The organism is Croceivirga lutea, assembly GCF_014235875.1.
Lineage (GTDB): Bacteria > Bacteroidota > Bacteroidia > Flavobacteriales > Flavobacteriaceae > Croceivirga > Croceivirga lutea.
Genome location: NZ_JACJUK010000008.1, coordinates 26,554 through 41,149 on the forward strand (window position 1 = coordinate 26,554; position 14,596 = coordinate 41,149).

The 14,596-nt window shown below is 33.6% G+C and carries 6 protein-coding genes; 4 read left to right on the forward strand and 2 right to left on the reverse strand.

The features are described from left to right. Window positions 1-40: 40 nt before the first annotated feature. Both H5V42_RS13080 and H5V42_RS13085 read left to right on the forward strand, forming a co-directional pair. Window positions 41-1,207 carry a glycosyltransferase family 4 protein gene (locus H5V42_RS13080; protein WP_185783628.1) on the forward strand — a complete coding sequence of 389 codons (1,167 nt, stop codon included), beginning with the start codon at window positions 41-43 and terminating at the stop codon, window positions 1,205-1,207. Continuing rightward, the gene (locus H5V42_RS13085; RefSeq protein ID WP_185783629.1) at window positions 1,197-2,171 is read left to right on the forward strand and encodes a UDP-GlcNAc--UDP-phosphate GlcNAc-1-phosphate transferase; all 975 of its coding nucleotides are present in this window, start codon (window positions 1,197-1,199) and stop codon (window positions 2,169-2,171) included. The genes H5V42_RS13080 and H5V42_RS13085 overlap by 11 nt, the downstream gene beginning before the upstream one ends. A gap of 7 nt (window positions 2,172-2,178) precedes the next feature. Here H5V42_RS13085 and H5V42_RS13090 read toward each other — a convergent pair whose 3' ends face one another. Beyond that, window positions 2,179-4,551, reverse strand: coding sequence for a GumC family protein (locus H5V42_RS13090; protein WP_185783630.1), 2,373 nt, complete (start codon window positions 4,549-4,551; stop codon window positions 2,179-2,181). A 55-nt stretch (window positions 4,552-4,606) separates the two neighbouring features. Continuing rightward, window positions 4,607-6,493: a polysaccharide biosynthesis protein gene (locus H5V42_RS13095; protein ID WP_185783631.1), complete on the reverse strand. Its 1,887-nt coding sequence runs from the start codon at window positions 6,491-6,493 to the stop codon at window positions 4,607-4,609. Window positions 6,494-6,694: 201 nt separating this feature from the next. Between H5V42_RS13095 and H5V42_RS13100 the strand changes: the two genes are divergently transcribed. Continuing rightward, a complete protein-coding gene (locus H5V42_RS13100) occupies window positions 6,695-8,065 on the forward strand; it encodes a sugar transferase (RefSeq protein ID WP_185783632.1) in 1,371 nt (456 codons plus the stop codon). Between the two features lie 125 nt (window positions 8,066-8,190). Then, the gene (locus H5V42_RS15360; RefSeq protein ID WP_185783633.1) at window positions 8,191-14,592 is read left to right on the forward strand and encodes a PKD domain-containing protein; all 6,402 of its coding nucleotides are present in this window, start codon (window positions 8,191-8,193) and stop codon (window positions 14,590-14,592) included. Window positions 14,593-14,596 lie beyond the last annotated feature (4 nt).

The following is a 14,596-nucleotide window of genomic DNA, read 5'->3' on the forward strand; positions in this document are numbered from 1 at the left end:
AACTAATACTCAAGGTAAATTAATGCCTGATTTTTAACCAATGAAACTACTTTTTGTTGCAAACGTAGATTGGTATGTTATTTCCCATCGTATCAAAATTATAGAAGCTGCTGTAAACGCAGGATGGGATGTTACTGTTGCCTGTGAAGATTCTGGTCGTAAAAATGAAATTGAAGCTACAGGAGCAAAATTCATTAATTTTCCTTTTGAACGTTCGGGAACCAATCCCTTAAAAGAACTAAAGCTTATAAAAAATTTCTATTTTTTATATAAAGATTTTCCAGCTGACGTTATTCACCATGTTTCTTTAAAGCCTGTAATATATGGCTCATTAATGGCTAAGCTTTTAAAAAAACCTACCGTTTTAAATGCTGTAAGTGGTTTAGGTTATGTATTCACTGGTCAAAATTTAAAGAGTGCTTTAGTTCAAAGAGCGATGTTGTCGTTTATGAAATATGGTTTTAAGCGAGAAAACTTGGCGTTTATTTTTCAAAATAAAGATGACCATAATGAGCTTGCGAGCTTAGGATCAGTTTATCCTCAAAATAGGGTTTACTTTATCAAAGGTTCTGGTGTTGATTTAAAAGAATATCAACCCTTAGAAAGAGAAGAAAGTGATAGAGTTAAAATTCTCTTTCCTGCCAGAATGTTGTATGATAAAGGAATACGGGAACTAAAAATAGCCTCAGAAATTTTAAAAAAGCAATATCAGCATAAAGTGCAGTTTGTATTAGCTGGTATGGCAGACTTAGATAATAGAGCTGGTGTTTCTGAAGATTTCTTAAATGAATGGTCAGACCAAAGTGATTATGTAAATTGGATAGGCTTTTCAAAGAATATGATTCAAACCTTCGCTGAAAGTGATATTGTAGCCTTACCATCTTACAGAGAAGGTTTACCAAAGGCATTAATTGAGGCTTCTGCTATGGGTAAACCAATTGTTACTTGCGATACCGTTGGCTGTAGAGAATGTGTTGAAGATGGCGTTAACGGTTTTCTAGTTCCTGTTAAATCTGGTGAACATCTAGCTGAGGCTTTAGCAAAACTTATAGACAACCCAGAATTACGTAAAGAAATGGGTAAAGCGTCTCGTCTAAAAGCAGAACAAGAATTTGATGTAAATCAGGTTATCCAAAAACATTTAAATATTTACCAAGACCTGTTACTTTTGCTCAATAAAAATCAAAGAGCAATTGTTGACCAATAATCTATTTACCTATCCTTTAGTTTTTCTTCTTCTAATACTTTTTTCAAGAATCTATATTGTTTTAGCAAAAAAGTATAACATAGTAGACATTCCGAATGAAAGAAGTTCACACACCACAATAATTACAAGGGGCGGTGGAATTTTATTTATTTTGGGGTTGTTACTCTATTTTGGGATTTCGTTTTTCAACTATCCATATTTTATATCAAGTGCTTTTTTTTTAGCCATTATTAGTTTTATTGATGACTTAAAAAGTTTATCTGTAAAACAACGATTACCTATTCAATTTATAGCTATTTTTTTTACATTATTTGAGATAAATAATACCGTCTCAATTCCAATAGTAGTAATTATAGCCTTAGTATTTGTTGGTGTTGTAGCTATTAATTTTTTCAACTTTATTGATGGTATTAATGGTATGTTAGGTCTTTACAGCTTATCTGTCATAAGCTTAATTCAGATACTAAACAGCGTAGAAAAAATTATTGATGAAACGCTTATTTACACCCTAATTTTAAGTTTAATTGTTTTTGGTTATTACAATTTTAGAAAAAGGGCTTTGTTTTTTTCTGGAGATGTAGGGAGTATGGTAATGGGTTTAACTATTTTCTTTTTAATTAGCTATTTAATTATAGCCTTAGAAGCACCAGTACTTATATTATTTGTAATAGTGTATTTAACAGATACTGGTGGCACCGTAATTAAAAGACTCCTAGAGAAAAAGAATATTCTTAAACCACATAGAGAGCATATTTATGAACAATTAGCTAATGAGGTTGAAATTCCGCATTTAAAGATTTCAATAATTTATGCGCTACTACAATTTGCTTTTGGAGTAGTAGCATTAGCACTCTACAACAAAGAGTTAAGTGTACAGTTACTTGTTGTTTTTATAATGATTTTGATTATGGGTATTGTCTACCTGGTGTTAATCAACTATTTTAAAAAATATTTAGAACAGTAAAACACAATTATCCAAACACTTGATACCACTTTTTAGGTTTAGCACCGTAACCGTAACCATATTTACCTGCATAACCAAGATTAGAGTTTTTAACATCGTTAACTACAAATGCTAAGCCATTAATCTTACCTTCTCTTTGTAGTCGTATTGGATAATCTACAACGCTAGTTTCAGAAACACCTGCTCTTGTTACATAAATGGTATGATTTACATAAGGTGAAATTAATAACGTATCCGTAACTAGCATCAACGGTGCTGTATCTAATAATACGTAATCATATAAATCTGAAACTTGAGAAAGTAGAGCACGTAACCTATCTCGCATTAAAAGCTCAGAAGGGTTAGGTAAGATTTTTCCAGAATAAATCACATCTAATTTTGCTTCATCAATGTTTATTTTATTGACTAAATCACTCAATTCTAAAGACGTGTCTTGAAGATATTCTGACAAACCGTATTCATAATCCTTTGATTTTGACGAACTTTTTTTACTAGACGAACTTTCGTTAAAATATTGATACATTTTAGGGTTTCTAATGTCAGCACCAACTAAAAGAACACGTTTACCAGCCGTTGCAAGAATTTTAGCTAAGTTGGTAGATAAAAAAGTCTTACCTTCTCCTGAAACACTAGATGTAATCAATACAACATTATTGTGTTTTCCAGTCTTAGATTTAATTAGATAATCAAGATTGGTTCTCAATATCCTGAGTGATTCACCAAGTACAGACCTATCATCTTGACCCACAATTTTTCTAGATTTACCATTTAACTTGGGCAGCTCGGCCAGTATAGGGTAATCTGTTACTCTTTGTTCTAAAGTAGATTTATTATGAATTTTGTTATCTAAATTGTGTTGTAGGTATAAAACACTAAATGGTAATAAAAACCCAACAATACAACTAGCCAGATAAATTTTTAATCTGTTAGGTGATATGGGATCTTTGCTTTCTAAATAAGCAGCATCAATTACCTTTGATTTAGGTGAAGCAGAAGCTAAGGCAACCTGAGATTCTTCCCGTTTTTGTAATAAATACAAGTATAGTGACTCTGTTGTTTCCTGCTTTCTAGTTATATCTCTTAACGCTCTTTGATTTGTTGGAGCTGAATAGATTCGAGACTGTATACTAGATTGTCTACTACCTAAATTATTAACCTGTAGGGTTAAATTATTCTCTATATTATTTAAACTAGACTGTAAGCTTCTTTTTAAACCGCTAAGTTGTTCATCAATATTGACAATCATTGGGTTCTTTTCGTTCGAGCTTTTTAACAATCTATTACGTTCCTGAACTAATTGATTGTATTTTGAAGTTGTATTTGCAATAGAAGCATCATTTAAACCAATATTTGATGGCAAAACATCATACCCACCTTGGTTATCAACCATATTTTTCATAGATGAAGCTACCGCCAATTGTGTTTGTGCATTTTGCAGTTCTTGTTGCGTAGCTGCTCCTAAATTGATATTTACATCTGCCTGAGAGGCAATATTAGTAATACCTCTTCTCGTCATAAATTCTTGAGCACTTTGGTCTACATTAGAAAGATTAGAGGCAATATCATTTATTCTATCATTAATAAAGGTGAACGTTTTGTCTGCAATTTCTTTTTTATCATTTATTGCATTTGCGTTGTAGACCCTAATTAATTCATTTAAAATGTTAATTGCCTTTTGAGGAACTGCTTCTTCTAAAACTAGATTTATTACTTTAGAATCTTCTTCTATTGTGCCAATTTTTACTGCTTCTTTATAATATTGTGCAACCTTAGCTAAAGGAAGTATAGATACTTTTATTACTTGATTTTTATATTCGTTAAAATAGTCTAGATTAGGAGTTACAATTATTTCACCAATTTTTGTCTTAATTGTTTTCCCAAATGCCATTTTAGTAAAGTCATTATTCTCATCTTCACTGTAACCAAAACTATTATCAGAATTTAAGTTTACGTAAAAAGAAAACTCAGAATCATAAATAATTGAATCTGCTTCTAATAAATTTACACTGATAGGAGTATCAACATAAACTTCACTTTCTTTAACATCTCCAATTACTTTAAAATTAACATTTAGTTTTAAATTTTTTGCTACTTCTAAAAAATTAGATCTACTAGATAGAACTGAAATTTCATCCTCAACTGCATTTTGTTTTCCTCCTAAAAAATCTAATTCTGTAAAAACTGCCAATTCAGGAGAAGCTCCTTTTTCTTCGAGTATTTGAATTTGTCCTTTAATTGAATATTTTGGGGTGGCATACCTATTGTAAATCTTAGCAAGTGCTAGGAAAACAAATAGTGATAGCGCAAACCAATACCACTTTTTTAAAAGTAATTTTACTATACCATTTAAATCAAGATCAATGTTTTTATTATCTGACATTTGAGATGATGTGTTTTTTATTTTGAAGTATGAATATCTCGAAAGAGTAAGGTAATTATCTAAGTGGAATAATTCCTCCTTGGTTTACATTTTTAGTTCGCAAGTTATAAAGATTCTGCCATTGTCCAGGTTTAAATTCCTGTATCAATTTAAAAATTTCATTATAACTCTCTGTATTTAGTACTATATTTAAACATAAACTCTCAATTATTTGCTGAATTTCTTCAGGAGATTTAGTATTTGAAATTACCACTTTTTCAATTGGAGGCTTTTGAAATACTTTATTTTCAAGTGAGCTTGAATAATTTTCATTCATGAACTGTGCTTTCTTCTTTTTGGATTTAAAATTAAACTGATTGTATTCTTCACCAGAATAGATTTTGATTAGGTTAATCAATAATTCTGTGTTAATCTCCATTCCCAAATTGGAATTTACAATGCCACCTAAATTCTTAGCACTAGAAGCACAATAAATCAACGTGTTTGCAACGTCTTGTCTATTAGTAAAAATTTTAGACAGTTCGTAACTACTTAAATCTATACTCCTCCCCGACTCTAACTGCCATTTTATATAACTAACAAATGAATTTTCAGAATCAAATACCTTATTAAAACGTATAGAAGTAAAAATGTTCTTTTTTGAAAGTTCATTTAAAGTATCTAAATATATTTCTGATAAGCGTTTACTAACTTCAATTGTTGTACCGGGTAATTCGGCTGAAATACTAGAACAAAACAAAAAGCTATCAACATTGTTGTCAAGTGCTAAATCAGCCAATTGTTTAGTTGCAAACACATTTTCTTTTAAAACATTAATAATATTGTTATCAAGAACATCAGGATTGTTATTACCTGCCGTGTGTAAAACAATATCAGGTTTGTAACTTTTAAAAATTCCTTTGAGCAATTTAGAGTCCTTGACGTCTCCGAGTTTAGATACAAATTCAAACTTCGAAATTCCTTCACAATATGTTGTAATATGATTTAATGCTGACTCAGAATTATCTAAAAGCAACAAATTACTCTCTATTCCTAAATTAGCAAGATTTTGAATAAACTGTGTCGCAATAGAACCACCTGCGCCCGTAACTAAAATTTTCTTAGCACTAAGACCTTTTTTAATACTATTTGTAGAGTTTTCAATATTTAATTGTGGTGCTAAAATAGTTTCCAGCTTTATTTCTTCTAAATAAACTTGCTTTCCAGACTTACCTTCTTTTTTACCAACTAAAAAAACTGGTTTTGATAATTTTGAAATTTGTTCGAGACTAGAAAAAAACTGTTTTTGATTATCAAAAGAAACTTGAATAAGTATATCATCAATTACATTGTCTTCCAAGAAAGAAGGAGTTACTAATTTTTTTAAATCTTCGGATAAGGAAATTGAATCAATAACATTTTTATTAGCTTCTTTAAGTGAGTTTACAACTTTTTGAAACTCTGAAGAATTGCTATCCAAATCGTGCAATAGTAGTGAATTTGAAGAAACAACAAACCAATCTTTTACACCTATTAATACGCTTTTATAGAGCTGTCGGGCTAGTAACAAAGCTCCAAAACTAACCACTGAATGAACTAATATAATGGAAAGAGGAATTGAAAAATTTTCTTCAAAATTTAGCTTAGCATTTACAACCGCGAAAATTATAGTAAGAATGTTTGCAAGACAAATAGCATTAAAAATGCTGTAAACCTCCTTTAACTTATCAAAACGTACTAATCCTCTATAAATTCCAATAAGTAAGAATATTAACGAACTTATTGCAATTACGATAGGTAATTGAATAATTAAGTTATGTTCATTTATTTCTGGAAAAATTTTTGCGCAAATCCAATAAGACAAAGCAAAGGATATACCAGTTAATACAATATCAATAATAAAAATTAAACCGATTGGGAAAAGCCGTTCTGGTATAATTCGTTTTTTAGTAGGTTGAGACATTTTCAGAACTTTGAAAACAAAATTAAATTAGTCAACACTATAACGCACTTATTTCTATATAATTTTCGTTGAACAAAATAAAATATCAGTTCTTTGAAGAAGAATTCAAAATATCACCTAGAAATTTTAAACTATCATAATCTTTAAACAGACAAAATAGATAGGCGAATTACACGTTTCTACATTTGAAATAATTAAATAATGCCAAAAAAATCCATTTTAAGCACTTTAGAAAGAAAGTCAATTTTAATACTTGGAGACTTCGTAATCGCAGGATTTTCTTTAAAGAACTTTGTTTACAATGCTATTGATTATCAAGGTAGAGGAAGTCAAGAGACGGAATTAACCATCTTTTTCTTAGGATTTTTGTCTTATGCTATGATGGGGTATGTTTTAGATCATTACAATATTGAAAAGATAACTGATTCTAAAATTGTACCAAGGGTTAGAAGTGCGAGCGTAACGTTTGGTTTTGCAATTCTACTGATAATTATTACCACCATTTTATTTGATTTTGCGTATTGGAGAATACATCTTTTAATATTTATGTTCTTTTTCCCACTCCAAATTTTAATCTGGAGAGAATTATTTAATTACATATTCAAATTTGTTCCTACGACAAAAAACGTTCTTTACCTGTATGACGAATCCACATCAGATAGTATACAAAACAATATTGAACTCATTAACGGAATAGATAAAAAAACCTACTATAATGTGGTTGAATATGTAATGAATCTTGATGAAATATCAAGCAATGGTAAAGATTTAAATGAACTGCATAACGTTGATTCTTGGATTATTAACACTAGAAATTATGATAATTTTTCAGAGAGCTTAGAAAGAAACTTGGTGAACACTATTTTATCTGGTAATGAGGTAATTACCTATACTTCTTTTTATGAAACTGTCTATGAAGCGCTTCCAATAACGTCTCATAACGACAGTATTTATGAAATACTACAATTAAAAAATACAAAGATTAGATATATACAAAGTATCGTAAGTTTTAATTTTAATCTTATCTTAAGTATTGTTACAGGAGCTATTTTTTTCTCGGTTGTTCCCTTTGTTTTTATTCTTAATTTATTCTTTAATCGTGGTCCATTATTTTATACTCAATTACGGGTTGGTAAATATGGTAAAGAATACAAGATTTTTAAGTTTAGGTCTATGGTTGTCGATGCCGAATCTAAAGGTGCACAAATGGCAAAGAAAAATGACGCTAGAATAACTGCTTTTGGCAAAATACTTCGAAAATTTAGAATTGATGAATTACCTCAAATATTATCAGTTATTAGAGGAGATATGGTATTCATAGGCCCTAGGCCAGAACGAAAAGTTTTTGTTGATAAACTAAATGAAGTCACTCCTTTCTATAACGTAAGACATCTCGTTAAGCCGGGTATAACTGGCTGGGCACAAGTAAAATACAAGTATGGAGAAAATCTTCAAGACTCTATTCGCAAATTGGAGTATGACTTGTATTACATTAAAAATAAATCGGTATCCTTAGACATTAGAATTATCTTTAAAACGATGACCACAATTCTCTTTTCTAGAGGAGTTTAGAAGATTCTAAAATTTTTAGGGTGTCATTCACCGACAATTTTTGTTAATTAAACGTTTTAAGGTTTCCAATAGTCGACATTAAATTACTTTTGCCTTTCATATAGCCCCCAATTAATAAATACGCTATGAGAACAAAAGGACTATACTACCTATTCCTACTATTTACATTTTTTAATCAAATTAATTTCACTTCTGCCCAAAGTAATGTAGAAGGCGAATGGAGTAATCCCATAAACATGGGTATCGTTCCTGTTGCAGTAGCCAACTTGCCAGACGGCAGACTATTATGTTGGTCATCGCAGTTTAGAAACACCTTCATAGAAGCAGGTGATGGAGCAACATTTTCACAATATTTTGATTACCGTTTAAACAATGGTTTAGGTGGTGTTGATGGTGCTGAATTTACCATGAATACCGATCATGACATGTTTTGTCCAGGTATCAATAATCTACCAGACGGTAGGTTACTTTCTGCGGGTGGTACTAGCAGTTCAAAAACAAGCATTTTTGATCCTTCTACCGGTTACTGGTCAGTAGCATCAGAGATGAATATACCAAGAGGTTATCAAGGTAACGTAACCATGAGTGATGGTAATGTATTTACTGTTGGTGGATCATGGAGTCAAGGTGCTTCAAACAACGGTGGAAAAGATGCAGAAATTTGGTCACCAACAACGGGTTGGATTACACTCCCTGAAATTCAAGGTGATGATATTTATACTGGTAATGATTTAGCAACTGAAGAACAAGGGGTGTATCGTTCAGATAATCATGTTTGGTTATGGCCTGCTCCAGATGCTCCTAACAAAATTTTTCATGCTGGTCCGAGTGAAGAAATGCATTGGATAGACCCGTTTGCTACTGACGCAAGTGGGAATTTGGTTGGTGAAATGTTAAATGCAGGTTTTAGACAAGACGCTGGAGAAACAGACGGTTATTCTATGAAAGGGAACACCGTAATGTATGATACTGGAAAAATTTTAAAAATTGGTGGTGCTACGCAATATGGTGTAGATTTTAACACAACTACCCTTGCTCGTTCAAATTCTTTTGAAATTGATTTAAATGGAGTTGTTTATGGTCAAAATCCAAATGTAACTTTTACTGGAAATATGGCTTATGAACGTATCTATCATAATAGTACGGTTTTACCAGACGGTAAAGTATTGGTTACAGGCGGTAGTACCGTTGCTGCTTTATTTAGCGATACTTATGCAGTTTTAGAAGCAGAATTGTTCGATCCAGAAGCTCCTGCTGGTAACAAATGGAGTACTGTTGGTGCTATGCAAGAAGCGCGCACCTATCATAGTGTAGCTATTTTGATGCCAGATGCTAGAGTATTTGTTGGTGGTGGAGGTCTTTGTGATGGTAGTAATCCTAATTGTGAAAACCATTTTAATGCTGAAATATATAGCCCGCCCTATTTATTTGATACTAATGGCGATTTAGCTACAAGACCCGAAATAACTAATTTTACGGGAGGCAATTCAGTAGGAACTTATGGTGAAATAGTAGTTGATTACAATACAACACTTTCGCTAAGCACAGACGTTAATATATCAGAGTTTAGCTTAATCCGCTTTTCAGCAGCAACACATTCAACTAATAATGAGCAAAGAAGAATTTCTTTAACAGGCTCTGGTAATACATCTCACTCACTTTCGATTCCAGATAGAAATATTTTACCTCCTGGTTTTTATATGCTTTTCGCGATAGACAACAACGGGGTACCAAGTATTGCAGAAACTTTAAAAATTGGTGATGCGCTGCCTTTACCAATTGCGAACAATCCAAATCTTGTTTTAGAACTAAATTTTGATGAAACAAGTGGTATCAATGTCGCAGATTCTTCTGGAAACAATAATAATGGTACAATAGTACAAAGAGACGATAATGGTAATCCTGTTGCTGCTGTAGACCATCAATTTGTTTCGGGTTTATTTGGTAACGCAATTGAATTTGATGGTAAAGAATTTCAAAGTAATTCTATTATTGAAATGGATAATAGCAGCTCATTTCAAACTTTACAAGATAAGGTTACTATGAGTGCATGGGTTTATAGAGACATTGATGCTATTGTACCAGAAGACAATAATAAAATTGCCAATGTTGCCGTATTTGCACATGACTATCCAACCAATTTCTTTGGTTTCCACAACTCACTTTACAAATGGTCTTTTCAAACTACTAACGGTTTTGTAAATGTATACTCAGGATATGCACCACTTGCCGGTTGGAATCATATAGCAGGCGTTTACAATGGTGAAACTTTAAAACTATATGCCAATGGGGTACAAATAGGCCAAGGCAGTATCACAGGTAATTTAACTGGTCTTGCCGATGGTAGTGATTTTAGTAAAATGACAGTTTCTGGTTTTTACGATGGTAATATTGATAATAATAGGATTTTACCAATCAAAGAATGGGGAAATGAAAGCGGAATCACAGATGAAGTTGATGGTCGAATAGATGATTTTAAAATTTATAATGTAGCCCTAGGAGCTGAAGAAATCGCTAATATATTTAAAGAGGGCTTAGCCACTAACAATAGTGAGGTCCCTAATTGTGAAGGAAATTACCTAACAGTTGAATATAAAATTGGCACTGGAAATTGGCAAACAAGTACAACAAATAGAATTGTAGCTAATGAAGGTGATGAAATTTTTATAAGAGCTAAAGATTTTAATGGTGAATATTTTATAACAACTTCTCAATATGACGGTCCAACTTTTAATACCGTAAACGACACAGATAAGTTAACAACTGAAGGTGCTTATCAAATTGATACGTTTGTAAATGTTTCTTTAGCACCTTGGAATAATGCAGACCGTGGTAATGGTTTATTAGATTCTTCTAACAACGGATTTTTTGTATTAACAACACCAGAAGGTTGTCCAACGGCCATTGAGTTAGAAGTTTTAGGAAGCTGTGACCCAGGTGATACCGAGATATTTGCTGAGTTTCAAATAAATGGGGTTTGGTGTGATAATCCTAATTCAGCATTCCCATGTGGTTCAGAAACCATTACAATTGATGAAGGCACAAAGCTGATAATAAGTGCAACTCCGAATAGCAATACTAATCCAGAAGTCTATCCATTAACTATCAAATTACCTAATGGAATATCAACTGGCGATAATTATACAATAGAAAGTGTAGATAGCCTAAATGATTCTGGAATTTATACGATTATTTCAGCTGAAGGTTGTTCAAAAACCTTAGAAGTTATTATAAATGAAATAGACTGCGCTACCTACCCCTTGCAATCTGAATACCAGATAAATGGAGGCACATATGTTCCTGGCCAATCATCTGTTGATGTAAATGTGGGTGACCGTCTTATATTAAGCGTAACACCTAATAATGTTCCATTTAGTATAGTATCCAACTCCACCAACAACAATAATAAAGTTAACGGCACTGCAGACTTGGTTATAGAGTCTATAGATTTAAATGATGCGGGAACCTATATTTTTACTACTTCTAGTGGTTGTTCAACAGAACTAACCGTTAATGTTGGTGATCCGGATTGCACCTCCTTGGATTTAGAAACACAATATCAAATTAACAGTTTTGGTCCATACATATCTGGTGCCACTCAGGTTACCTTAGATGAAGGCAATAATATTACCTTGAGTATTCTGCCGGACCAAATACCATTTAGTATTAATAGCACATCAGTTAATGGAAATCAAAAAGATTTTAATACTTCTGACCTAGATTTATCCAACGTTACAACTAATGATGCTGGTCTGTACACGTTTACCACTGGTGCAGGTTGTGTAGTAGAACTCGAAGTTATAGTAAATACTGTAGATTGCACAGCCCTTGATTTACAAACCGAATACGAAATTAATGATTCGGGAAATTTCGTGGTTGGAGAAAACGAAGTTAGAACCGCAATAGGTGATGATATTTTATTAAGTGTTTTTCCTAACCAAAATAATGGTACAGATATTTCATTTGAAGTAAGAAATCCTGGAGGTATAATTGTAAAACCTTTAAACCCAGGTGACTTTATTCTTGGTGATATACAAGAATCTGATGAAGGAATCTATACCATGACAAGCAGTAGTGGCTGTGAAATAACTATAATTGTTCTAGTTGGCTTAAATGATAGTCCTGCCGCAAATATTATTGCTACCCCACTATCTGGCACTGCTCCTTTAGAAGTTAATTTTGATGCATCAGGAACAACAGACGATGGGCTTATTGCATCGTATAGTTGGGACTTTGGTGACGGAAATACAGCAACAGGTGAAACAGCCACCAATACGTTCACCAATGAAGGTATTTTTACGGTCACCTTGACCGTAGAAGATACTGAAGGTGCACAAAATTCTACCACCGTTGAAATTAATGTAAGTGCGGCAAATGAAGCTCCTGTTGCTGATGCCACAGCAACTCCTCTAAATGGTCAAGCCCCTTTAGAAGTAAGTTTTAGTGCAGCCAATTCAACTGATGACAATGGAATCGTTAGTTACGCTTGGGATTTTGGTGATGGAATCGGTACTTCTACTGAAGAAAATCCGGTGTATACGTATGCAACTGATGGCATATTTACTGCCATACTTACAGTTACTGATGCTGAAGGCCTAGAAGACACTGCAAATATAGAAATTACTGTTACCCCTGCTAATGAAGCTCCAATAGCGGTTGCAGAAGCAACACCAGTATCTGGTATTGTGCCTTTAGAAGTTAATTTCAATGCTGCAAATTCAACTGATGATGCTGGTATAGTATCGTATGCTTGGGACTTCGGTGATGGTTCATCGGTAGTTACTATAGAAAACCCAACACATACCTACACTGCTTCTGGTAATTTTACAGCTACCTTAACGGTAACAGATGCTCAAGGTTTAGAAAATAGTGATACTGTTGCTATTACTGTAGAAACACCAGATAATCAAGCACCTACTGCTGTAGTTGATGCCACACCAACAACGGGTACTACACCTTTAGAAGTGGTATTTAGTTCAGATGGTTCAACCGATGATAAAAGTATTGTTTCTTTTGCCTGGGATTTTGGTGATGGTACCGGAAATTCCACTGAAGAAAATCCAACATACACCTATACCACATCAGGTGATTTTACAGCTACCTTAACAGTAACTGATGCCGAAGGACTTCAAAATACAGCATCTATTTTAATTACAGTAGATGCACCAAATGAAGCTCCAGTTGCAGATGCTTCTGCAACACCACTATCAGGTAATGCGCCTTTAGAAGTAAGCTTTAGTTCAGATGGTTCTACAGATGATACAGCCATTGTTTCCTACACTTGGGACTTTGGTGATGGCTCAGGAACCTCAACCGAAGAAAACCCAACCTATACCTATACTACAATAGGTAATTACACGGCTACCTTAACCGTAACAGACGCAGAAGGTTTAGAAGACACCGCAACAGTTGAAATCTCAGTTACAGAAAATACTGGAGGCAATCAAGCACCTTCGGCAATTGCTTCTGCAACACCACTAACAGGTAATGCTCCTTTAGAAGTAAGCTTTAGTTCAGATGGCTCATCAGATGATACAGCCATTGTTTCCTACACTTGGGACTTTGGTGATGGCTCAGGAACTTCAACCGAAGAAAATCCAACCTATACCTATACAACAATAGGGAATTACACGGCTACCTTAACCGTAACAGACGCAGAAGGTTTAGCAGATACCGCAACAGTTGAAATCTCAGTTACAGAAAATACTGGAGGTAATCAAGCACCTTCGGCAATTGCTTCTGCAACACCACTAACAGGTAATGCTCCTTTAGAAGTAAGCTTTAGTTCCGATGGTTCTACAGATGATACGGCCATTGTTTCTTACACTTGGGACTTTGGTGATGGCTCAGGAACCTCAACGGAGGAAAACCCAGCCTATACTTATACAACAGTTGGCGTATTCACCGCCACCCTTACAGTTACCGATGCCGAAGGATTAGAAGATTCCGCAACGGTAACCATTACTGTTGAGCAAGAAACAATGAATCAAGCACCAGAAGCAGTGGCTACGGCTACACCAATCTCTGGAGAAGCTCCTTTAGAGGTAGCATTTAGTTCTGTAGGTTCTTCTGATGACGATGCAATTGCTAGTTATAGCTGGGATTTTGGAACTGGAGACACTTCAAATGACGAAAATCCAATTTATGTATTCCAAAACGAAGGGGAATATACCGTTACCCTAACAGTAACAGATACAGAAGGGTTAACAAACACGGCTGAGTTAGAGATTATCGTAATTGAAAATGACCCAACGGCTATTGAACAAAATGTGACCATTGCACCAAACCCTGCGACTACTACAGCAAATATTTTTGTAGAAAATCCTGAAGGTATTTTAACCACCAAAATTGGTTTGTATGACGCAGCTGGTAAATTAATCTACACTTTTGTTCCGAGTGATGTTTACAATAATGCAACAGATTCTTACGAGTTACCCATAACAATTTTAACCAATGGCTTATACATGGTTAAAATTGAATTTAATCAAGGTGACCCAGAATCGATTAAACTGTTAGTAAGAAAATAGATTA